Origin of the sequence: Aliivibrio fischeri ATCC 7744 = JCM 18803 = DSM 507 (genome assembly GCF_023983475.1) — a bacterium.
GTDB lineage: Bacteria > Pseudomonadota > Gammaproteobacteria > Enterobacterales > Vibrionaceae > Aliivibrio > Aliivibrio fischeri.
The window spans coordinates 1287957-1311655 of record NZ_CP092712.1; the positions used below are offsets into that span (position 1 = coordinate 1287957).

General features: G+C 38.1%; 21 protein-coding genes. 13 read left to right on the top strand and 8 right to left on the bottom strand.

From position 1 onward, the window contains the following. Position 1: 1 nt before the first annotated feature. The 3 genes from AVFI_RS06050 (at position 2) to AVFI_RS06060 (ending at position 4669) form a co-directional block, all read left to right on the top strand. A complete protein-coding gene (locus tag AVFI_RS06050) occupies positions 2 to 1084 on the top strand; it encodes an efflux RND transporter periplasmic adaptor subunit (protein ID WP_188863747.1) in 1083 nt (360 codons plus the stop codon). Continuing rightward, positions 1081 to 4158 (top strand): efflux RND transporter permease subunit, encoded by a 3078-nt coding sequence (locus AVFI_RS06055; RefSeq protein WP_072054467.1) that lies wholly within the window; start codon positions 1081 to 1083, stop codon positions 4156 to 4158. The genes AVFI_RS06050 and AVFI_RS06055 overlap by 4 nt, the downstream gene beginning before the upstream one ends. A 124-nt stretch (positions 4159 to 4282) precedes the next feature. Next, on the top strand, positions 4283 to 4669 hold the full coding sequence (locus AVFI_RS06060; protein WP_005419024.1) for a DUF2750 domain-containing protein: 387 nt from the start codon (positions 4283 to 4285) through the stop codon (positions 4667 to 4669). 79 nt (positions 4670 to 4748) lie between these two features. Here the strand turns inward: AVFI_RS06060 and AVFI_RS06065 are convergent, their stop codons facing one another. From AVFI_RS06065 to AVFI_RS06075, 3 genes are all read right to left on the bottom strand, one after another. Beyond that, on the bottom strand, positions 4749 to 5057 hold the full coding sequence (locus AVFI_RS06065) for a hypothetical protein (RefSeq protein ID WP_017018123.1): 309 nt from the start codon (positions 5055 to 5057) through the stop codon (positions 4749 to 4751). Position 5058: 1 nt separating this feature from the next. Further along, entirely contained in the window at positions 5059 to 5226 is a 168-nt protein-coding gene (locus tag AVFI_RS06070) for a hypothetical protein (protein ID WP_170618959.1), read from the bottom strand. Between the two features lie 189 nt (positions 5227 to 5415). Next, entirely contained in the window at positions 5416 to 6603 is a 1188-nt protein-coding gene (locus AVFI_RS06075) for a cystathionine beta-lyase (protein ID WP_069580901.1), read from the bottom strand. A 144-nt stretch (positions 6604 to 6747) separates the two neighbouring features. On the opposite strand from AVFI_RS06075, the gene AVFI_RS06080 reads away from it, so the two are divergent. The 3 genes from AVFI_RS06080 to AVFI_RS06090 all read left to right on the top strand — a co-directional run bounded on the left by AVFI_RS06080 (position 6748) and on the right by AVFI_RS06090 (position 9260). Further along, positions 6748 to 7098 (top strand): hypothetical protein, encoded by a 351-nt coding sequence (locus AVFI_RS06080; protein ID WP_054775920.1) that lies wholly within the window; start codon positions 6748 to 6750, stop codon positions 7096 to 7098. A gap of 258 nt (positions 7099 to 7356) precedes the next feature. Next, positions 7357 to 8502 carry an L-threonine dehydrogenase gene (gene yiaY / locus AVFI_RS06085; protein ID WP_011261808.1) on the top strand — a complete coding sequence of 382 codons (1146 nt, stop codon included), beginning with the start codon at positions 7357 to 7359 and terminating at the stop codon, positions 8500 to 8502. Positions 8503 to 8660: 158 nt separating this feature from the next. Then, positions 8661 to 9260: a GTP cyclohydrolase II gene (locus AVFI_RS06090; RefSeq protein ID WP_017018119.1), complete on the top strand. Its 600-nt coding sequence runs from the start codon at positions 8661 to 8663 to the stop codon at positions 9258 to 9260. Positions 9261 to 9315: 55 nt separating this feature from the next. Here AVFI_RS06090 and AVFI_RS06095 read toward each other — a convergent pair whose 3' ends face one another. After that, a complete protein-coding gene (locus AVFI_RS06095; RefSeq protein WP_199414946.1) occupies positions 9316 to 10638 on the bottom strand; it encodes an IS4 family transposase in 1323 nt (440 codons plus the stop codon). Between the two features lie 259 nt (positions 10639 to 10897). Between AVFI_RS06095 and AVFI_RS06100 the strand changes: the two genes are divergently transcribed. The 6 genes from AVFI_RS06100 (at position 10898) to AVFI_RS06125 (ending at position 17140) form a co-directional block, all read left to right on the top strand. Then, positions 10898 to 12151, top strand: coding sequence for an imelysin family protein (locus tag AVFI_RS06100; protein ID WP_054776174.1), 1254 nt, complete (start codon positions 10898 to 10900; stop codon positions 12149 to 12151). 178 nt (positions 12152 to 12329) lie between these two features. After that, positions 12330 to 13733, top strand: coding sequence for a di-heme oxidoreductase family protein (locus AVFI_RS06105; RefSeq protein ID WP_065623949.1), 1404 nt, complete (start codon positions 12330 to 12332; stop codon positions 13731 to 13733). Between the two features lie 10 nt (positions 13734 to 13743). Beyond that, positions 13744 to 14754, top strand: coding sequence for an imelysin family protein (locus AVFI_RS06110; protein ID WP_188863882.1), 1011 nt, complete (start codon positions 13744 to 13746; stop codon positions 14752 to 14754). Then, on the top strand, positions 14744 to 15853 hold the full coding sequence (locus AVFI_RS06115) for a DUF1513 domain-containing protein (protein ID WP_054776175.1): 1110 nt from the start codon (positions 14744 to 14746) through the stop codon (positions 15851 to 15853). The genes AVFI_RS06110 and AVFI_RS06115 overlap by 11 nt, the downstream gene beginning before the upstream one ends. Positions 15854 to 15897: 44 nt before the next feature. After that, positions 15898 to 16551 (top strand): MBL fold metallo-hydrolase, encoded by a 654-nt coding sequence (locus tag AVFI_RS06120; RefSeq protein ID WP_054776176.1) that lies wholly within the window; start codon positions 15898 to 15900, stop codon positions 16549 to 16551. A gap of 202 nt (positions 16552 to 16753) precedes the next feature. Beyond that, positions 16754 to 17140, top strand: coding sequence for a hypothetical protein (locus tag AVFI_RS06125; protein ID WP_005419044.1), 387 nt, complete (start codon positions 16754 to 16756; stop codon positions 17138 to 17140). Positions 17141 to 17309: 169 nt separating this feature from the next. Here the strand turns inward: AVFI_RS06125 and AVFI_RS06130 are convergent, their stop codons facing one another. Together AVFI_RS06130 and AVFI_RS06135 are read right to left on the bottom strand one after the other, a co-directional pair. Next, the gene (locus tag AVFI_RS06130; RefSeq protein WP_054776177.1) at positions 17310 to 18224 is read right to left on the bottom strand and encodes a DUF3943 domain-containing protein; all 915 of its coding nucleotides are present in this window, start codon (positions 18222 to 18224) and stop codon (positions 17310 to 17312) included. A 148-nt stretch (positions 18225 to 18372) separates the two neighbouring features. Then, positions 18373 to 19545: an aromatic amino acid transport family protein gene (locus tag AVFI_RS06135; RefSeq protein ID WP_054776178.1), complete on the bottom strand. Its 1173-nt coding sequence runs from the start codon at positions 19543 to 19545 to the stop codon at positions 18373 to 18375. A 250-nt stretch (positions 19546 to 19795) separates the two neighbouring features. Between AVFI_RS06135 and AVFI_RS06140 the strand changes: the two genes are divergently transcribed. Continuing rightward, positions 19796 to 21028, top strand: a complete 1233-nt coding sequence (locus tag AVFI_RS06140) for a CinA family nicotinamide mononucleotide deamidase-related protein (RefSeq protein ID WP_188863883.1) — start codon at positions 19796 to 19798, stop codon at positions 21026 to 21028. 64 nt (positions 21029 to 21092) lie between these two features. Here the strand turns inward: AVFI_RS06140 and yfaE are convergent, their stop codons facing one another. Both yfaE and AVFI_RS06150 read right to left on the bottom strand, forming a co-directional pair. Then, entirely contained in the window at positions 21093 to 21371 is a 279-nt protein-coding gene (yfaE, locus tag AVFI_RS06145) for a class I ribonucleotide reductase maintenance protein YfaE (protein WP_011261818.1), read from the bottom strand. A gap of 78 nt (positions 21372 to 21449) precedes the next feature. Further along, complete coding sequence (locus AVFI_RS06150; protein WP_188863884.1) at positions 21450 to 23525, bottom strand: sensor domain-containing diguanylate cyclase; 2076 nt, start codon at positions 23523 to 23525, stop codon at positions 21450 to 21452. Positions 23526 to 23699: the final 174 nt, after the last annotated feature.

The window sequence follows — 23699 nt, forward strand, 5'->3', positions numbered from 1 at the left end:
AATGCAAAGATTAATGAAACTATCTTTACTTTCCAGTACGTTATTCCTTACTGCCTGTAATCCTGCTCCAACGGAAACGATTGTAGAAGTACCGAACGTTGTGATTAAAGACATTAATTCAAATGGGGTAAGCGATCGCCTTTATCTTCCTGCGGTAGCCACTGCTGCTGACCGATCTCATCTAAGTTTTCGACTTTCTGGTGAGATTAAAGAGCTAAATATAAAAGCAGGGGAAATCGTTAAAAAAGGTCAAGTTTTAGCTGTGTTAGATAAAACCGATTATAACATTGATGTTGATAATGCTAGAGCTCGTTATAACGTAGCAAACAGTCAATATAAGCGTTCAAAACCGTTAGTTGATAAAGGCTTGTTAGCCAAATCACAATTCGATGAATTATCAGCGCAACGACAAATTGCATTGGCGGATTTAGAGTTAGCAAAATTGCGTTTAAGTTTTACAGAGTTAAAGGCGCCAATTGATGGTGTTATTTCTCGAGTAAGTGTTGAGCAGTTTGAAAATATTCAAGTAGGACAACAGATCGTTAATATTAATAACCGAGATGCGGTAGATATTATTGTTCAAGTACCTGACAAGCTTTATGCAAAGCAACCAAATAAAGAGATAATTGAAAGCATTAAAGCAACCGTCCGTCTTGATAGTGGTGAGAGCTATTCCGCTAAAATTAAAGAATACACCACTGAGCCTGATCCTGATTCAGGCGCATATCTAGTTACACTGACAATGCCTATGCCTGAAGACCAATTTATATTGGATGGTATGGCAGTTGAGGTGGCAACGAGTGAAAGTGAAATTCGTTTATCAACTCAAGCTGGGATGGTAATTCCTATTGAAGCCATTTTTAATGAAGATGGTGACACTATTGATCTTGCTGAAAAATACGTATGGCTTGTTGATGAAAACAATACAGTGAAAAAACAAAAAGTAGTAACGACAAAAGCGACCTCATCTGGTTTACGAGTTGTTGAAGGTTTATCAACCGGTGATCGCATTGTAATAGCAGGGGTATCACGACTGCGTGATGGCATGTCAGTGAATGTTATTAATGCGGAGGAGAAAAAATGAGCCAAGAAAAAGGAATTGCAGCTTATTTCATACAGAATAAAGTCATCAGTTGGATGCTAACACTGATCTTTATGATTGGTGGTACATCCGCATTTTTTGGTTTAGGCCGTTTAGAAGACCCAGCGTTTACCATTAAAGATGCTATGGTCGTAACGAATTATCCTGGCGCGACACCAGAGCAAGTGGAAGAAGAAGTAACCTATCCACTAGAAAAAGCAATTCAACAATTAACTTATGTAGATGAAGTTAACTCGCTGTCTAGTCGCGGTTTGTCTCAGATCACTGTAACCATGAAAAATAATTATGGTCCTGATGATTTACCGCAAATTTGGGATGAATTGCGCCGTAAGGTCAATGACTTGAAACGTCAATTACCACCAGGTGTTGGTGAACCATCAGTTATCGATGATTTTGGTGATGTTTATGGGGTGCTTTTAGCCGTAACAGGAAAAGGCTACTCATATAAAGAAATCCTAGATTATGTTGATTATTTGCGTCGTGAATTAGAGCTTGTTGATGGCGTTAGTAAAGTATCTGTTAGTGGTGTTCAACAAGAGCAAGTGTTTATTGAAGCATCATTAAAGCGTATGACAAGTTTAGGAATTTCTCCTCAGACGTTGTATAGCTTATTGTCTAACCAAAATACGGTATCGAGTGCTGGTGCTGTAAAAATCGGAACGGAATATATTCAAATTCACCCAACAGGGGAGTTTGAAGATGTGGCACAGCTCGGTGATTTAATCATTACTGATGGTGGCGCTCAAGGGCTGATTTATTTAAAAGACATCGCAGAAGTTAAGCGCGGTTATGTTGAAGTGCCAAGTAATATTGTTAACTTTAATGGTAATTTTGCTTTAAACCTCGGTGTTTCATTTAGTGCAGGTGTTAACGTAGTTGAAATTGGTAAATTAGTTGATCAACGAATGGCTGAGCTTAAAGAGCAGCAGCCTATTGGTATTGATATCTCTGAAATTTACAGTCAACCAAAAGAAGTGGATAAATCGGTAAGTGGTTTTGTTGTCAGTCTTGGTCAGGCTGTTGCGATCGTAATTATCGTTTTACTTTTCTTTATGGGAGTACGTTCAGGCCTATTAATTGGTCTTATCTTATTATTGACCGTTGCTGGTACTTTCGTCTTTATGAAGTATTTTGCTATTGATTTGCAACGTATTTCACTTGGTGCCTTGGTTATTGCTCTTGGTATGCTCGTGGATAACGCCATTGTGGTGGTCGAAGGCATACTCATTGGTATGCAAAAAGGACGAACTCGTTTACAAGCAGCCACAGACATTGTGACACAAACAAAATGGCCATTGTTAGGAGCAACGGTTATAGCGGTAACCGCATTTGCGCCAATTGGCTTATCTGATGATGCGACTGGTGAATATTGTGGAACATTATTTAGCGTGTTGCTAATTTCGTTAATGCTAAGTTGGTTTACTGCTATTTCACTTACGCCTTTCTTTGCTTCATTATTCTTTAAAGAGAGAGTACAAAGCGAAGAAGAGAGTCTTGAAGAGAAAGATCCATACAATGGAATGATCTTCGTTATTTATAAGCGCTTCCTTGAATTCTGTATGCGTTACTCAGTTGCGACCATGGTTGTGCTTGTTATTGCTCTTGGTGGTAGCTTATATGGCTTTACTAAAGTAAAACAATCTTTCTTCCCGTCATCAACAACACCAATTTTTATGGTCGATGTATGGATGCCTGAAGGGACCGATATTCGTTCAACTAATGCGACATTAAAAGAATTAGAAGAGTGGATATTAGAACAACAACATATTGAACACGTAACAACAACCGCTGGTAAAGGTTTACAGCGTTTCATGTTGACTTATGCACCAGAGAAAAGCTATGCAGCTTATGGTGAGATAATGACTCGTGTTGATAACTATGAAGCATTACAGCCCTTGATGGCGAAGTTCCGTCAGCATATCGAAGATCAATACCCGCAAATTCAATATAAATTGAAACAAATTGAATTAGGTCCGGGTGGCGGTGCAAAAGTTGAAGCTCGTATTGTTGGTGCTGATCCAACGGTATTACGAGGCTTAGCTGCGCAAGTTATCGACATTATGCATAATGACCCAGGAGCAACAAACGTACGTCATGACTGGCGTGAGCGTACAAAAGTACTTGAGCCTCAATTTAATGAGAGTCAGGCTCGTCGTTATGGTATTTCAAAGACAGATGTAAACGAACTATTAGAAATGGCGTTCTCAGGTAAAGCAATTGGTGTTTACCGTGATGGTACAACATTAATGCCAATCGTTACTCGATTACCTGAAAATGAACGTGTTGATATCAGTACGATTGAAGGCATGAAAATTTGGAGTCCGGCACTGTCTCAATATATTCCATTACAACAGGTTGTTCTGGGCTATGATGTGATTTGGGAAGATCCACAAATCGTACGTAAGAACCGTAAACGTATGTTAACCGTAATGGCTGATCCAGATATTTTAGGTGAAGAGACTGCGGCAACATTGCAGAAACGATTACAAACACAAATTGAGGCGATCGATTTTCCTACGGGTTACAGTTTAGAGTGGGGCGGTGAATATGAATCGTCTCGTGATGCTCAGGCATCATTATTCCAAACGATGCCATTGGGTTATCTATTCATGTTCTTAGTTACTGTTTTCTTATTTAACAGTGTGAAAGAGTCTGTAATTGTGTGGTTAACGGTACCATTAGCTATTATTGGTGTAACCAGTGGTTTATTGCTGCTTAATACGCCGTTTGGCTTTATGGCCTTACTCGGTTTCTTGAGCTTGAGTGGTATGCTGTTGAAAAATGGTATCGTACTGCTTGATCAGATTGAAATTGAAATCAAGTCAGGTAAAGAACCTTATCATGCGGTGGTTGATGCGGCATTAAGTCGTGTGCGTCCCGTTTGTATGGCTGCGATTACAACAATTCTAGGTATGATACCTCTATTGCCTGACATATTCTTTAAGCCAATGGCGGTAACGATTATGTTCGGTTTAGGTTTTGCGACCGTTCTTACTCTAATTGTGGTTCCAGTTCTATATCGAATGTTCCACAGAATTAAAGTAGTGGAATACTAAAATAGACGCATAGAATAAATGTTCAAAAGCCCATATTAGAATATCTAGTATGGGCTTTTTTTGTGATATTCTATCTGTATCAATCTGGATAATACAAATGCAGTCCACATATTAGGAACAGTAAATGAGCCAATTAGATCAACAAGCAATAGAAAAAATCCAAAATTACAATGAAGAAGAGCGCTTTAATTACTTCATGAAAGAAGTGGTGGCAAATCGTCAAATTTGGATTTTAACCGATGAGCATGGTTGTGTAATGTTGAACACAGAAGAAGAAGATTGTGTTCCTGTATGGCCAAATCAAGAGTTCGCTGAAGCTTGGGCTACGGGTGAATGGGATGTGTGTAAAGCAGAATCTATCTCTTTGAATAAATGGCATAGTCGTTGGACTAATGGTTTAGAAGACGATGAACTAGCTGTGGTTGTATTCCCAAATCAGAATGAAGAAGGGCAAGTCCTTTTCCCCGACGAATTTGATTTTGAATTAACAAAACAAGAAAGAAAGCGTTAATCGAGTTTTGGGATTAGGTTATTTTTATGAGTAGAAATAGCCTAATTTTATGTCTTATAGTAAGTTAAGACATTGGCATTTAGTTCATTATTCCATAAACCATTACCGTTGAATCTTGATATGGGTTTTCAATTCGTGCTGCTCGATAAGGAGAGCACATTGGTTGTAAATGGTGAGCGACAAAGAAAGGTGAGCTAGCATCACATTCTTCTTTTGTATAATCGAACCATTCTGGACAAAACTCCAACATATCCTTCCAAATGAGATTATCTTCTAGCGGTACAGTAAATTGTCCCATCATTTTACCAAGATACTGCAAAGAGCTTAATTTCCCATTAATAAAAATAGCCTTAACTAAATTAGTTGCGGTGTTGTCTGTATTATTCATATTAAATCCCCGCAATTAAAGCAATACCAACACCAGCCGTGATAGTGCCAAATAAGTAAGCCATATAACGATATACTTGTTGCCATTCTTTCGATTGGGATTTATCTCGACAAGCTAAAACAAGTAAAGCGGTACACGGAGATAGTGTTATAAATAACGATGAAGTCATGGTGGTCGCCTTAATTTGAGTGTTAATGTGAAATACGAAATAAGTATTTCATGAACAATTCGTTTTAAGGGTATGAGAAAGGAAAACGTAAATCTAATTGGATCTAGTGATGTTAATAATAAGAGCTACTTATGATTTATAAAGCATAAGTAGCCATAGAAAGTAACCTTAGTTCTTTGATTTTAAATTTTAATTTAATGCGTCTTGATAGCGTTGCAATCCCTCATCAAGATCATGGATAAGATCTTCAACGTCTTCTAATCCAATGTGAACGCGGATCAGTGTTCCTTCAAAGTTTGGATTAGCAATGGTTCTTAATGCATTAAAACTTCGTGGTTCATTGGCAAGAATAAGACTTTCAAATCCTCCCCATGAATACCCCATACTAAAATGGGTCATACCATCAAGCAGTGCCGTTGTCGCTTTGCTATCAGACTGTTTTAAAACAAAGGAAAATAAACCATTACAACCTTTGAAATCACGTTGGTAAAACTCATGTCCCGGACAGCTTGCAAGAGCAGGGTGGCGAACATGATCCACTAATGGATGCGCTTCTAACCATTTAGCTACTTTGATGCTGCTCTTTTCATGCTGCTTTAAGCGAACGCCCATGGTGCGAATACCACGCATAGCAAGATACGCATCATCAGGTGAAATACATTGCCCCATCAAATAACTTTGCTCACGCAGTTGATCCCAATGTTTTTCGTTAGCAACCGCAGTACCTAACATGACATCCGAGTGACCAACGATATACTTGGTTGCTGCTTGTACAGATATGTCTACACCGTGATCAAACGGTGAGAAATTCACCCCCGCAGCCCATGTATTATCAAGCATAACCACAATATCGGACTCGTGCGCGATACGAGCAAGTAGCGGAACGTCTTGAACTTCCATTGTGATAGAGCATGGAGATTCAGTAAACAAAACCGTTGTGTTTGGGCGGATAAGTTCGCGAATACCTTCACCAATCATTGGGTCATAATAGGTGGTTTCTATCCCCATTCGTTTCAAGATGGTTTCACAATAGTCACGGGTCGGTTCATAGCAACCATCCACCATTAAAATGTGATCACCTGTTTTAACAAAGGCTAAAATAGTATTGGCGATAGCAGCCGTACCGCAAGGGTATAAAGCACAGCCTGCACCACCTTCAAGTTCAACCATGGCATCTTGTAGAGCAAAATGAGTTTCTGTACCTCGACGCCCATAGAAAAGCGTTTGTTTGGCACGGTTGATCATGGCGTGATTTTTTTCTGCAACCGTATTAAACACCACTGTAGAAGCGCGTTGTACTGGTGGGTTAACTACGCCTTTTGTCCATTTTTTGCTACGACCAGCGGTGACGTATTTTGTCTCTAGTTTTTCTGACATATGAATCCATTCAATAAAAAGTAAGCAATATACCCATAAAGCCAAAATGAGCACCAAATATCAAGGAATAAAGTGAATTGAGGTCGAATAAATTTTTTTTGCTGCTAAAATCACATCATCGTTAACCTCAGAGTTGAATATCAAATGCAACAGAATGAATTTGAAACATTAGTTAAAGCACTGTGTAAGAAAAAAAACCTTCCTCAAGTGCTAGAAGCATTAAAAGAATGCGAAGATCAAGACATCGTTGAAGCAGCACAATCGCTAGCGGGTCAATTTCGTCTTGCAGAAGTAGAAGGTGAGCAACGTATTTATCATGTATTTACGGATGAAGACGAAAACGGTGAAGAGCAAGAGCTTGCCGAGTGGATCATGAACGAAGGTGATGATGTTATTAAATTCATCGCTTGGTTCTTCTACGCAATGTTCGATATGAAGCAAAAAGAAACGTATCAAGCCGCAGGTAAAACGTATCAACAGCCAAAGCGTTCTTAAGTTTTAAAATAGACGTAAATGAATTGAATGAAACCGAGCCAATGTGAGCTCGGTTTTTTATTTATTATTTTTATTATCAATAAATTACGAGAAATATTTGTGATCCATGTCATTAGTGTAAATGCTCTACTTCACAGTTTTGTTGCAATAAATTAAACCTATTTCATTTTTTGTCTTAGATCAAAAAGTTATTACCTGTATCAATGTTAAAACATAAACAGTTCTTAAAAATTTATATAAATACTAATGGAGTTGGTTATGAGTGCATTTTTTATCCCTACAGTAAACTTAATGGGTGCAGGTTGTCTTACAGAAGCGATGGACAGCATTAAATCACAAGGTTACAAAAAGGGTCTTATCGTTACTGATAACGTACTAGTTGCAATTGGTATGGTTAAACAAGTATCAGATTTATTAGCAGAGCGCGGTGTTGAAGTTGCTGTGTTTGATGGTACGCAACCAAACCCAACAATCGGTAACGTAAATGCAGGTTTAAAAATTCTTAAAGATAATGAGTGTGACTTCGTTATCTCTTTAGGTGGTGGTTCTCCTCACGATTGTGCTAAAGGTATCGCTTTAGTTGCTGCAAATGGTGGTGAGATTGCTGATTATGAAGGTGTTGATCAGTCAGCTAAGCCACAATTGCCTCTAATTGCGATTAATACAACGGCTGGTACAGCATCTGAAATGACGCGTTTCTGTATCATTACAGATGAAGCTCGTCACATTAAGATGGCGATTGTAGATAAGCACACAACACCATTGATGTCTGTAAATGATCCTGAATTGATGCTTGCGAAACCAGCATCATTAACAGCAGCGACAGGTATGGATGCGTTAACGCACGCTATTGAAGCATACGTATCAATTGCAGCAACACCAGTAACGGATGCTGTAGCAATTAAAGCAATGGAACTTATCCAAGCGCATTTACGTACAGCGGTTAACGATGGTCAAAACCTAGAAGCTCGTGAGCAAATGGCTTATGCACAATTCATGGCGGGTATGGCATTTAACAATGCTTCTCTAGGTTATGTTCACGCAATGGCACACCAATTAGGTGGTTTCTACGACCTTCCACACGGCGTATGTAATGCGATTCTTCTTCCTCACGTACAAAGCTACAACGCTAAAGTATGTCCAGAACGCCTAAAAGACGTTGCAAAAGCAATGGGCGTGAACGTTGAAGGCATGACTAATGAAGAAGGCGCACAAGCTGCATTAGAAGCGATTAAACAATTATCACAAGATGTTGGTATTCCTTCTGGTCTAACAGAGCTTAACGCTAAAGAAGAAGATTTCGATACGCTTGCTGAAAATGCATTAAAAGATGCATGTGGTTTTACTAACCCTAAACAAGCGACGCACGAAGAAATCGTAAGTATCTTCAAAGCAGCAATGTAATTCTTATAGATAAAAGTATTAATTAGTTTAGAAAGGCCTAACAATAGTTAGGCCTTTTTTTTGATTCTTGCTTCCACGTTAGGGTATGCTTATGATCTTTTTATCTGATTAAGTCGTAGAAGATCTGATCTTCTCATTAAAAAAGGCAGTAAATTAGCATGGCAAACGTAAGAGCTCGTATAGAGTTAATGGTAGGGCAAAAAAGTAATATCCCTGCTGAGATGCTTTCATTTGAAGGGCTAGAGACTGAGAAAGAGCATGTTGCTGTTGTTTTTAATCAAGCCGATAAACATCAATCGACTCCCTTAGTACGTATGCATTCTGAGTGTTTAACAGGGGATGTCTTTCATTCATCTCGCTGTGATTGCGGTGAACAATTAGAAGAAACTATTAATCGTATGTCTGAAAGTGGCGGTATTATTTTATACTTACGCCAAGAGGGACGCGGTATTGGTTTATATAATAAATTAGATGCTTATGAATTGCAGAGCCAAGGTATGAATACCTATGAGGCCAATAATCATTTAGGATTTGGTGATGATTTACGTGACTTCAAAGAAGCGGCACAAATGCTTGAAGCACTGAATATATCTAAGATAAAGCTAGTTACAAATAACCCAAAAAAGATTGAGGATATTCAAAACTACGGTATTGAAATTGATGAAGTTGTTAATACTCACGCCCATGTAAAACAGGGCAATGAGCATTACTTACATTCAAAGGCCGCACACGGGCATAAGTTAAATTTTGATAAATAATATTGTCTTTATGATTAACTGTAAAAAACCCCACTTATTTGTTAATGCCGCTCGCTTAACAGCTAGTGGCTCTTTTTTTATAAGGGTAGCGCGGTGCTTTATAAAGCACTTGTCGCGGAAATGGTTTTCGCTTTCTTTTCTTTGGCAGGATTAGACGCTTTCCGCTTTCTCGTAGATTTTTCAGCTTCTTGGGCACTGTTCCTGGTGTTCGCCCTGAACACCACAGGAACTCATCTTGGATTAGCCTTAACGCATTAATAAAGCTTATTCTTAATGGTTCCATTTTATGAAAATCGGCCATTCTTTTCATTTCTAGACGAACGAGGTTATAAGAAATCAAAATCCCCCATAACTCTTGATATATTCCTTCTATTTTCAAGCTTCTAAGCACTGCTTGATTGTTAAGTTGACCTTGTTTTAATTCACCATAACCTTGTTCTATTTCCCATCGTTCCCAGTAAATTTCAACAATATCTTTCAATGGATAAGTCACAGGACACTCTAATGAAGTAATAAACCCTTTGATCTCTCCTTTCGGCTCAGGTATTAAAACTAAACGAGCTTGCCAGCTATCTCCGAGGTGAGGATATTTCTGTTTTGCATCAGGCGAAACTGGCATTTTAATCAGTTTATCGTAGTCTGAAAACTCTTCTAAAACGTCGTACCTAAATTTACTTTTTATTGGAGTTAACCAATGAGTATTTTTTCCTGCATTACGCCATGATTCAAAAAGTTCAGCGGACATAAAACCACGGTCAAAAAGAGTTAATGAATTATTTGGAGCGGAGCCAACTAATTGTTGTGCATAAGATATTTCACTATTGGTTATTGGTCCAAAAGCAGCATCTGAAATAAGGTGGGTGCGTGTAGACATGAGGGTAACAGCAAGAACTGAAGGAAATGTAGCCTTACCTGTCGCGTAGCCTAGCTTTTGGTTATCCTTAGTTTCAGGGGTTTTAAATTGAGTCCCGTCAACGCTCATGAGTTTAAGTCCACAAACTAAATCAGGCGATTCTTCTGTCTCCCATTTACTTGCAGTGGTATGAAATAGGTAACGTAATGGTTCATAACCAATACGCTGTCTAGCTTTTACGATACTACTTGTGGCCAAGGGAGGGAGTTCCCCTTTAGCATCAGGGAAGGCTAATTCTAATTTATCACAAACATCGCTAATGGAGCGGTTACGCATTAAGCCAATTCCAAGCACTAACCAAACAGCTTGTTCAGCAGGAAATCTGCGCTTTCTGATAGCGGCGCGACCAGTTTGGTTAACGGCTTCTGAAATCCACTCAATAGGAATATTTTTCCGAAATGAATCCATAGATTCAGGAAGGTGAAATTCTGCAGTTAATTGTAATTCACGAGAAAACTCAGACATAAAAAATCGGCCTTAAAATAAATTTAAGACCGATTATGAAGGCTGCAAAGGATCGTTCAAGTCCCTTAAACGATCGGCATTAACTTATTTGTGGGGTTTTTTATGAGCCACACAAAATTGGTAAAATAAATGATAAGGATTTGCATTTAGATTTAGAGTGAGTATATTACGCAAATAAAAATTATTATCATTAATGAATTCTTACAGTTTTCAATTAATGGTTTACAAGTCATATTCATTTGCTCAACAAGGACGATTCATGAATCACGTCAAATTTGCTCGAAATTTAATTACCGCATCTTTATTTGTTATTCCTTCTATTTCACAAGCAACGACTCAATCGGAAGTGGTAGAGCACTATGCTGATATCGCTCATGCTGTTTATAGCGATTCTTTATCTACAGCTCAAAAACTAGACAAAGCCATTACTACTTTTTTGAATAATCCTTCTAAAGATGGTTTAGAGACAGTAAAGCTTGCTTGGAAAGAGGCTCGTGTACCTTATCAACAATCGGAAGTTTTCCGTTTTGGTAATGCGATTGTTGATGAATGGGAAGGGCAATTAAATGCTTGGCCTTTAGATGAAGGCTTAATTGATTATGTTGCTGACGATTATCAATATGAATTAGGTAATGATGGCGCTAAAGCGAATATTGTTGCGTCTAAGTCAATAAAGATCGGTGCTGAAACGATTGATGTAACATCAATTAAGGCGGAGCAATTAGCAGACTTAAATGAGTTAGGCGGTTCTGAGGCAAATGTAGCAACGGGCTATCATGCCATTGAATTTTTACTTTGGGGCCAAGACCTAAATGGAACTAACTCTGGTGCAGGTGAGCGTCCATACACTGATTATGTTATCGGTTCTGCGTGTACTAACGGTAATTGTGAGCGCCGAGCTGAATATTTAAAAGCAGCTTCTGAATTGTTGATTAAAGACCTTTCTTGGATGGAAAAACAATGGAAAGAAGGTGAGAAAAATTATCGTGCTGAGCTTTTATCTGAATCATCAGAGCAAGGTTTGCGTAAGATGCTATTTGGTATGGGATCATTATCTCTAGGTGAGTTAGCCGGCGAGCGAATGAAGGTTGCATTAGAAGCAAACTCAACAGAAGACGAGCACGATTGTTTTTCTGATAATACACATAACTCTCATTACTACAACGAACAAGGTATCTATAACGTCTATACGGGAACTTATACACGAGCTGATGGTTCTCAATTATCTGGTCCGAGTATTCATGATCTCGTTGCAAAGAAAGATGCAAAAGCAGCAAAAGAGATTAAACAGCAGTTTGATGCAACTCGTACTCAAGTAGGTACATTGGTTTCTGCTGCGGAGAAGGATAATCAACACTTTGATCAATTGATTGCCGCTGATAACGCTGCTGGTAATGCATTAGTAAACAAATCAATTATGTCGTTAGTTTTGCAAACTGCTTCTATTGAACGTGCTGCAAACGTTATTGGCATTACAAGTTTAAATCCTGATACGGCTGATCATGAATTTTAATTCTAAGAAAAAGCAGTAATGCAATGATACCAGCCTAGAAATAGGCGTTAGCTCAATCACATTTCCCCCGATCTAGTGATTGAGCTCTTTTCTTTTTTCTATTGTGATTATTGAAATAATAACGATAACAATACCCATCGATACCCATAATAATATGACGATCAGGATGTGCGATTTTATGAAACCCGCAATGCTTGGAGCAATAACTTTATTATCTACATTTTCTTTTTCTTCTTTCTCAACTGATGTAAACCCTATTGATGTTGCTTCTGGTGGTAAAACAAGCGTAAAAAAAGAGGGGCAGAATGCTTTTTCCTTGCCTGCTGCAAACTTACCTATGAGTAAACGACTAGACTTTAGTGTCGGTAACAGTTTCTTTCGTAATCCTTGGGTACAAGCACCAGCTTCAACAGATGCCAGAGATGGACTCGGCCCTTTATTTAATACTAACGGTTGTCAGAATTGTCATATTAAAGATGGCAGAGGACATGCTCCTCGAGAAGGCGATACAAATGCCGTATCTATGCTTGTTCGACTAAGTATTCCAGCTTTTACTCCAGAGCAGAAAAAACGCATTATTTTAGAAGGGGTAATCCCTGAGCCTACTTATGGTGGGCAGCTTCAAGATTTCTCGTTATCTGGATTAAAGCCTGAGGGGCAAATACACATTACCTATAATGAGCTACCTGTAACGCTTTCTGATGGTTACGTTGTCACATTGCGAAAGCCAAATTTGGCTATTACCGAATTAGCTTATGGTGACATGGATGAGAATGTAATGATGTCTGCACGGATTGCCCCACCTATGATCGGTTTAGGTTTATTAGAATCTATCCCTGAAAAAACAATCCTTGGTTTTGCTGAACAACAAAAGAAGGAAAATAAAGGCGTTTCAGGTAAAGCAAACCGAGTGTGGGATGCAAAAACAAAGCAACTTGAATTAGGACGTTTTGGTTGGAAAGCTGGACAACCGACACTTATGCAGCAAAATGCGGCAGCGTTTAACGGGGATTTAGGCTTAACGAGTAACATGTTCCCAAAAGATGACTGTACTCAGGCTCAGACGGCGTGTGCGAAGCTTCCCCATGGCGGTGAGCCAGAGGTTAGCGATAAGATTTTAAATTTTGTTGAATTTTATTCTCAGCATTTAGCCGTTCCTATTCGTCGAAATGTAAATGTTCCTCAAGTAATTAAAGGTCAAAAGCTATTTAAAGATATTGGCTGTGAAAGTTGTCATAAAAGCAATATACAAACAGCAGAAATTAAAGAAAGACCAGCGTTATCTAACCAGTTAATTCATCCTTATACTGATTTACTACTACATGATATGGGAGAAGGGCTTGCAGATAATAGACCGGAATTTTTAGCTAATGGGCAAGAATGGCGAACGCCACCATTGTGGGGACTTGGCTATACACAGGAAGTGAATGGGCATACAGAAATGCTTCATGATGGTCGAGCTAGAAATGCATTAGAAGCGATTCTTTGGCATGGTGGCGAAGCTCAAACAACTCGTGATGCCGTAGTGAAACTATCAACGCAAGATCGCAATGCGTTACTTAAATTTCTGAATTCATTATAAAGGATAAGCAATGAAACCTAAGTATCTATTACTAAGCAGTACGGTTTTGCTTACTGCCTGTCAAAGTACTAGCCAAACCTCTACATCGAATGAAATGATTGAGCAAGTTTATGTTATTGAACAACAATCAGCTCAACGTTTAGCTGAATCAAGTTTACAACTAGCGCAAAAGTTTGAATCTTATTGTGTAAAGCAGGCTGATAAGCGAGAGGTTGAAGAGCAGTGGCAGCAAACAATGCATTCTTGGATGGCATTACAAGGACAAGAAAGGGGGCCTGAAGCGGCACTTGCATTAAATTGGAATATTCAATTTTGGCCAGATAAAAAAAACACAACGGGTCGAAAAATGTCTCAGTTATTACAACAAAATCAGAATTGGAATAGTGAGTTAATTCAACAACAAAGTGTGACAACTCAAGGTCTTGGAGCTGTTGAGTGGTTGTTATTTGACAAATTATCTACCTTGCCAAAACCTGAAGGGTGTCAGCTAGGAAATGCGATTACACGCAATTTGGCGCTTAATACGCAAAAAATAGAACAAGCATGGCAAGTTAATCCATGGTCTGAATTTGATCAAACAATGTGGTTAAATGAATATATAGCCTTGTTAGCGAATCAACTTGATTACAGTATGAAAAAACTGAGCCGTCCACTAGCAAAAATTGGGCAACCACGTCCATATTTTGCTGAGTCATGGCGTTCAGAAAAGTCATTAGCGTGGCTTAAATACAATGTTGAAGCAATGCGCACACTTTATATAGCTAATGGTGTCGGTCTTGATAATTATTTGCGTAAACAAGGACATGCAGAGTTAGCCGATCGAATTAATGATCATTTTGATTCTACATTAGCATCGTGGCCTGCATCTTCGTCGTTGTTTGCTGCATTGCAAACTAAATCAGGCTATCAAGATACACTCTCTTTATATAACAAATTAGAGTATTTGAAGTACTTAATTCATGAAGAAGTAGCGATAGAGTTGAATATTGTAATAGGGTTCAATGCAACTGATGGCGATTGATAATCATAAACGTAAGTTATTAAAAAGTAGTGCGGCTGCTTTGGCATTGTCACCGTGGCTAACAGCGTGTTCTTCTTCGTCGCTTCAGAGAGAAAAAGCGGCATTGGTATCTTGCTCTCGTACCGCTAATGGGCATTTTAGTGCAGTTGTTGCGGACAGTAACGGTTACCCAATTTATTCGATTCCACTACCAGAAAGAGGTCATGGTGTTGCTATCTCCCCTAATGGTGAGTTAGGTGTCGCATTTGCTCGACGCCCTGGTAACTATATGCAGTTGTTTAATATAGAAACCGGTAAAAGTTATGCCATTACAGTATCTAGCCCTGACCGCTATTTTTATGGGCATGGTGTATTTTCTTCTGATGGAGTGACTCTATATACCACTGAAGGTGAGAAGAAGACGAGCCAAGGTATTATTGGTGTTTATCAATTGCGTGGCCACAAGTTAGTTAAAGTAAATGAATTCTCTGGCTTTGGTATTGGCCCTCATGAAGTGATCCGTGTTGATGATACGACATTAGCGATAGGAGTTGGTGGAGTTCATACAGATGGTAGAACGCCTTTAAATTTAGAATCGATGCAACCAGTATTGGTATACTTGTCTACTGAGTCCGGAGAAGTGGTTGAACGTGTTGGATTAGCCGATCATAAGTTAAGCATTCGTCATTTATCTCAAACTCATGATGGACGGGTGTTATGTGGTCAGCAATATCGAGGAGAGCCTGAAGATGGTGTTCCCTTAGTGGCAATACATCAACGGGGTGGAGCCTTAATTCCGCTTAATGCTGAACCTGAAGAGTGGCTCAGATTTAATCATTATATTGCGAGTATTGCTGTATTAGGAACACATGTTGTCGCTACTTCTCCTCGAGGCAATTGTTATGGTGTTTGGGATCTAGAGACGAATCAATTAATTGAGATTGTGTCATTGGTTGATGCCTCTGGAGTCGTGGTGGAGCAAAGTGGAGTAAATCCGCCACAGTGGCATATAAGTTCAGGGGCAGGGAAAGTCGTCAACAGAACTGAAAGTGGGATGGTAACAAGTCATCAAACGAATGTGATGTGGGATAACCATTGGAATCGAATTCCCCTAAAATAATAGCCGTGCTATTCTTAGTGTAATTATTTTAGGAAGAGACAAATATGAGCTTACAATATCAAATTATTCCTGTGACTTCATACGAGCAAAACTGTTCAATCGTATGGTGTGATGAAACCATGAAAGGCGTTGTGATCGATCCAGGTGGTGATGTTCAATTGCTGAAACAAGCAATTGAGGCATTAAATGTTGATGTTGTGCATATGGTATTAACTCATGGTCATTTAGATCATGTAGGTGGTACAGAAGAGCTGGCTGCTATGACTAATGCAACGATTGTTGGTCCGCATAAAGAAGATAATTTCTGGTTGCAAGGTCTTCCAAATCAAAGTGAGCGATTTGGTTTCCCTCACACTGAGGCATTTGAGCCAAGTCAATGGCTAAATGAAGGCGATGTGATTGAGTTTGGTAATCAAAAATTAGACGTTCTGCATACGCCGGGCCATACTCCTGGTCATGTGGTACTGTTTAATCAAGAAGCAAAAATGGCATTCGTTGGCGATGTACTGTTTAAAGGTGCTATTGGTCGTTCAGATTTCCCTAAAGGGGACTTTGATACGCTTATTTCTTCTATCAAAACAAAACTGTGGCCATTAGGTAATGACATGAGATTTGTGCCCGGTCATGGTCCAGAGTCAACATTTGGTCACGAGCGTCAAACTAACCCATTTGTCGCTGATAAAATGCCACTTTGGTAAGAAATTTTGTAAAAGTGACGGACTTTTCACCATACAGTGTCGTCATGTCTATAAATATGGCGCGTTTTTTGGTATAAAACGCGCTTCGCCAATTCCAATACAACTATTTGGGTTACATTTTAGGAATTGACATCTTTTTTCCGCTATCAATTTGAGAGGGTAACTCACAAATATAGATATAGCGCAACGGAGTTTAAGTTTCATGAAAATTGCTCACAAACGTAAAGTTCAGTCTAAGCTGCATAAACGCATTAAAGCTAAAGTTACTGCACCAAAAACTGAAGTGAAAAAAGCAGCTAAACCTGCAAAAGTAGCTAAACCAGTTGAGAAAAAAGTGGAAGCAGTAGTTGCAGAAGCACCAAAAGCAGCAGCAACAGACATCGCACTTACGCCAAAGCAACAGACTGTATTTGACATTGTTTGTCAAAATCCTGAAGGCATCAATTCAAAAGAAATTGGTCTTGCAGCTGGTCAAGAAGAAGCAAAAGCGGCAGCATGGGCAACAGGTGGCTTGAAGAAGCTAGTTGAAGAAAACCTAGTTGTACGTGAACAACTTGCTGGTAATAAAGTGATTTATAAAGCGGCTTAATCGTTTAATAAACTATTTTATAGACACAAAGAAGCCGAGATTACCTCGGTTTTTTTGTGCCTTGAAAATGATGTTTAGATAGTACCAATTCCATTAATGACCATCTAATTATAAAAATAAAGGGCATACTAAGATGCCCTTTATTTTTGTCATTCTGATTGATGTGAATTTAGAATTTAAGTTTCACTTCAAGGCCGATAAACTGGTCGGTATAAGGCATACCCGCATCGTAAGCGTATTGAGCTGCATCACCATTACTAAACCATGCGTTGTAAGCTAGATTTACTTCTGTCTCATCACCCCAAGCATCGGTTACCCAGTAATGGATATGACCAACAGGGTTTAAGAAGAATAGACTCACGCTACCTAAGGTTTCAGAGCCCATCACTTCACCACCATTTTCAGTAATGCGAAGTTCTTGTTGAAGCATCACTTCACCGACAACAGCACCAAAGAATGGAGTAACGAATAAATCTTGAATAGATGGTACTTCAGCAAATGCCTCTACACCATACTCCCAGAAGAACGTTGACATTGTTGTCGAGTATAAGAAAGATTCAAATTCGTTAAAGCCTGCGTGACGAGCTGCTGTATAGTAAACACCACCAAAGTAAGGGTGCATTACATAGTTTAAGAAGTGCTCATCTTTATCCCATACAGGGCCTTGGCTTACGTTATCTTTCCACTTAGAGCCTAGGTTTTTAATGCTTGAATCTTCAGAATCCCACTTAGTGATGCTTTCTGGAAGAAAAGTCATTAAACCAACAGTTGCAACACTTAAACCAAGAATAGTGTATGACTGTTCCATTAGGTAGTCCCAATCACGCTCATCTGATACGCGAAGGTAGTGCGGTAATTGTGTGCTTTGTGCTAGGGAATCATTTTCAGCAACTTTAGACGGTGTCTCACCATCTAAGCGCATTGGAGAAAAATTAAATGACGCATTTGAACAATAGCTAGAGTAGATATTTGTAGAACAGTCGTTTTGATAATCCATATCATAAGCGCTATTAGTATCTAGTGCGAAAGCATTTGTTGATGCTGTACACCCTAAAAGCAAACTGGCTATTGCTTGTTTTTTCACGAAAAGTCCTTAATACAATTAAATTTCTGAGCTAGCTCACAATTATCTACTATTCGAGAAAAAATGCAAAACATAAAAAACAATAGCGCCCGTTTATCTAAATGTAATTTAGGTAAATGAGCGCTAAATAAGCAAAAAAATTTAAGTGTTATAAAGAACTGATAATTTGACTAGCAATAATAAGCACACCGAAAGCAACAACAGCTATTAATGCGCTATTTCCACCGATTACTTGGTATTCCGAACCTTTTTTAGTTTTTCTCGCTGAAATAACTAAAGCTACCGGCAAGAATAGAGCAAGAATAACAAGAGCAATAGCGGCATAGCCTAAAGCCATGATAAAGCCTTGTGGGTAGAACAAAGCAAATAACAATGGTGGCGTGTAAGTTAATAAAGCGGTCACAATTGATGATTGTTGCCATTTTTTAGATGAATCACGTAAAAATTCAAATAATCCCAAACTTACACCAATGAATGAAGTTAATAGCGCAAGATCGGCAAACAAAGAAAGTGCTTGTTGAATAAATTGGTGATCTATTGTGCTTTGAATTTCAGTGATGAATTGATTTAGTCCGTTTATTTGGCCAAATTCATTTTGTGACAACAAACCTAATGTCATTCCTTGCCAAAATAAGTAAACAATTAAAGGTAGGGAAGAACCCACTAATAGACTTATTTTGATCTTTTTAACATCTAACTCAAGGTAGTTCACGATTGCTGGAATACTGCCATGAAATCCAAACGAAGTGAAAATAACGGGTAATGCTGTGATAAATACACCTTGCTCAACAGGCAGTGCTAATAGATATTCTCCAGTAATACTTGGCGTTAAAAAGAACAGAATAGAAACTAACATAACTAATTTTAACGTGAATAAACCACGGTTAATAATATCAACTGTTTTCGTACCAAATGTAATGATGGTTGCAACAATACAGGTAAAGATAATCGTTGATGCAAAATTTGAAAGCTCAAAAGGAAGCAGTTCATTTAATTTAGAATGAAATTGTTCACTTCCTCCTGCAATGTAAGCCGCACACAAAGCGTAAAAAAGAAACAACATAGAGAAGGTTGCAACTTTTTGTCCATGTTTTCCTAAAAATTGACGAGCTAAACTATGAAGCGTTGCACTCTGTTCTCCGTATTGATGAACTTCTAACATCAGTAGACTTGTATAGCTCATGATTGCCCAAATACCAATCATTAATAAACTTGCTGTAAAGAATCCTAGACTAGCAGAAACAAGAGGTAGGGCTAACATGCCAGCCCCTATGGTTGTTCCTGCTATAATTAACGAGCTTCCAAGTACTTTTGTCTTCATATACTTCTTCTTTCTTAAATTAGAGTAAATTTGGGTGCTTATTTTCGATGGTAGAAATGTACGACTATTCTGAATTGAATACAATAAAAATGTACAATTATAAATACAATGACTGTAATTTTATGTTTACATATTGAGGTTGAAAGGCATTTTTATCAAAATAGAGTAAAATTAAAAGTAAGATGGTTTTTTAAAGTCACATATGTGATAAATTAGAAGTAATTATAGAAATATCAAAGAGGAAAGGTGCATGTTGCAAGTAGCAATGATTAGCACAGGCGAAGAAGTTTTACATGGTGATATTGTTGATACCAATGCTGCTTGGATGTCGCAACTTTTTTATCAACATGGCTTCAAATTATCAAATCGCTCTACTGTCGGCGATAACATTGATGCGTTAGCAGCAGAGATACACCATCAGACTAATCAAGCATCAATCGTAATTGTTAATGGTGGCTTAGGTCCAACCTCCGATGATATTTCTAGTGAAGCTGCTGCAAAAGTATTAAATACCAATTTGGTTATGTCTCAATATTGGCTTGATCGTATGCAAGCTCGTTACCTTGAACAAGGTAAAGAAATGCCACACAGTAATATCAAGCAAGCAATGCTACCTGAAGGTGCACAACTTATTGATAATCCGGTAGGGACTGCATGTGGATTCTTTATCGAAATAAACAAATCAATTGTTATTTTTACCCCAGGCGTACCGTCAGAATTTAAAGTGATGGTAGAGCACCAGATCTTGCCTCGAATGAAGCAATGGCATCCAATGGTTGAAGCGTCTGAATGTAGCCGTTTATTTACCTTTGGTTTATCAGAATCTGGTATTCAAGATAAGTTGCAACAAGTTCGTTTACCTCATGGCTTTGAAATTGGTTACCGCTCGGCACTTCCATTTATTGAAGTGAAATTGTTTGGCCCTAAAAATCATGATGGACGCTTTCCTACTTTAGAGAAAATGTATCATTTACTTGGTGATAATGTAGTGAGTGTTGATGAATCGATGCTACCTAACGTAGGTGCACTTTTAAATGAATTTTCACTAAACTTCACGGTTGCTGAACAAGCGACAGGTGGGTGGTTAACTAATTGGTTGCAAGAGGATGAACAAATTCGTTCTCATATGAAACAAGGTTGGATTTTATCATCTCAAGTTGACCAGCAAATGGCGGGACAAGATCCATTAGCTGCTGCGTTAGCATTAGCTGCAGCAACAAGAGAGAGAACACAGACATCAATTGGTTTATCTTCAGGACCAATGCTTGAAGGGAAAGTCGCAGTGGCACTTTCTACATCGTATGGCGAGTGGGGACAGTTGGTAAGTCTGAAGCGAGACTATAGCTATAATGAAATGCGCTCTATTATTTCAACACTAATGTTAGATATGTTGCGCCGTTGCTTAGAACGCAAACCTATGTTTGGTGAGTACCAATCGCTAAATAGAGAATCTGAAATCTATGTACCGCAAAGTGCGCTGTAGACACATTTCAGAATAAGACATAGAACCCAAATAAGCCCAATAGGATAACTCTTGTTGGGCTTTTTTATGCTTTTTTAACTAACGTTTGAAATTGTAGCCCTTCAATAACTAAGTCCGTTTTCGCTTTACAAACGCAGGGAAGAATTTCATTTGGTCCGATAAAAGCAAGGGGAAAAGATTGATATTCCACTTCGCCTGATACCAGAGTACAACGACAAGTACCACAATCGCCACTTCTGCATTGAGATTCAACAACCAGTCCTTGTTGCTCCATTACTTCTAATAAAGAACGATGTGACGTGTTGTGTAGCGTTATTATTTTGTTGATGTGTATTTTAGTCATGCTTAAAGAGCTTTCAGTTTATTTCCCTTAAGAAAGAGTAACACAAGCCATGAAATATTGAAGGTGATAAATGAGAAATTAATATATGGTTTCTTTGATATGCGCTAATTCAAAATAGCAATTTCGGCCATTTTCTTTTGCTTGATATAGTGCTCTATCAGCAGTATTAACCAGAGAATTCAGACTGAGTTGGTTTTCAGGATCTTTGTTATAACCAATACCGACAGAGATTGATAAATAGCACGAACAAGTTGATGCCTTATGTGGTATTAATAGCTTTTTCACTTCTATTAATAACTTATCTAATTTTTGGCGGATCTTTTCTGGCTTTATGCTCGGTATTAGGACGAAAAATTCGTCGCCACCATAGCGATATACTTGGGTCTCTAAACTATGAAAACCTTGCTTGATTAAACGACTCACTTGAATAAGAACTTCATCACCAGCAATATGGCCATAAGTATCGTTGTATTCTTTATAATGGTCGATATCGATCATTATCCCTGTGTACTCTTGATTCTGTTGTTGTTTTAATTGATTGAAATGAGCTTCAAGAGATTTTCTATTCCATACCTGTGTAAGGTGATCCGTTTGGGATAAATGCAAAAGTTGTTGGCGATTGTATTGGTTTTCAAGTGCGATGGATATGTAGCTTATGAGTTGTGAAAACAGTTCAAAATGGAAAGTTTGATACTGGTAGCTTTCTCTTGCTTGTATGGTGAACACCCCTTTTACTTCACCATTGATAGTAATAGGAGAGAACATAGCCGATTTAAATTGCACTTTGCTATCACAACGATCACCTAACATTGCTACTTTTTGTTCGCTGTTCATATGATTAAAATAAAAAGCAGAATTACTTTTTATGCAGTAACTCATATAAGTGGCTTCACTTTTACAATCGGTGATGTATGGCGTTTGCGCTGGTAAATTATTATCCAAGTAATGAATCGTAATTTGATCTTGTTCAGAGTTATAAAATCCCAGAGCGAGCGTATCTGTTTGAAACAGAGAGGCAAGGTCTTGCTGTATTTGTGGCAATGCATTTTTAATATCACTACTGGTATTAATGTAATGCCCAACTTTATTTATAACGGCTAAATTATCCGATAGTGATTTCATGGTACTTAGGTTTAATTTAGCAACGTTTAAGCGATACAGCTGTTGTAAATAATCACCTTCACGCTTAAGCAACTCTCTTCTTGAATTAAGTAATGAAGAGGTAAGGGTTTGATAATGTTTCTCACGAATATTGATATCATCGATGTCTTTTATTCTTAATAGAATGATATCGTTGAAACCATCGATAAGCTTGTCACTTTCTATTTTTTTTGCCACAGCTAAGCCAAGAGCAATAAATTGATCTAGTTTTTTATATTGCAAGCAACTAGTTAAAAAGTGGCAATATTCTAAGATCATTTCAGCATAATAATAATCATGCTCGGATATTTGCATATTCTCAATAGATAAGAGATGAAGTTTATCAGCTTGTTTGAATTCACCTGAATGGCTTGCTATCTCTGCTTTAATTTTGTAGTAAAACCCTAAATATCTTGGTTCATTTTTAATATCTTGATATAGCTTTTCAAGTAATTCATTTGCTTCGGCAAAAAGGAATTGCTTAGCTTTTATTTCTGCAATATTAAAATATGATAGGGCTGTGGCAGTCTTAGGACCATGTTGAGAAAGTAGTTCGGCAGCTTGTGTTAGGTAGATTAAGGCCTCATTAAAATTACCTATTTGACGGAAAATATCGCCAATGTTGTTTTTAATGATGCCCGTAATGTAACCATCACAAAACTGCTGCATTTTTTCGGCTTTTGTCAGAAACTTTTGAGCATAAAAGTAATTTCCGAGCATGCCATAAAGTGTGCCGATATTGTAATGACAGAAACAGATTAAAAATTCTTGTTGGTTTTGTTGACTAAAATTAATCGCATCAAAAAAGACACTAATAGAGTCAATGAGTTTTCCTGAGCGAGAAAGTTGATAGGCTTGAAAAATGAGCTCAAATTCAGTTGGGATCGTTTTTTTTTGCTTTGATGCTTCGACTATTAAAAGATTAAGACGTAACAGTACCTGCTCTTTTGAAGAAGCCATAGGTAATTGTCGTACTTGTTCGAGCAGCAACTCATTCCATTGATTCTTAGCCATAATTCTTTTTTATAATTTTTAGTCTAATTACAAGAGATTATCGCATGGATGTGTTTTTATATGAAGCGAAGTCTCATTTCTAAGTTGTTAAAAATGAAAATTGTGCGCAAGGTTGAATTATTATCCGCAAATCTATCAATAAGGTTTATTGCTGATAATAAAAAGCCGAGCATG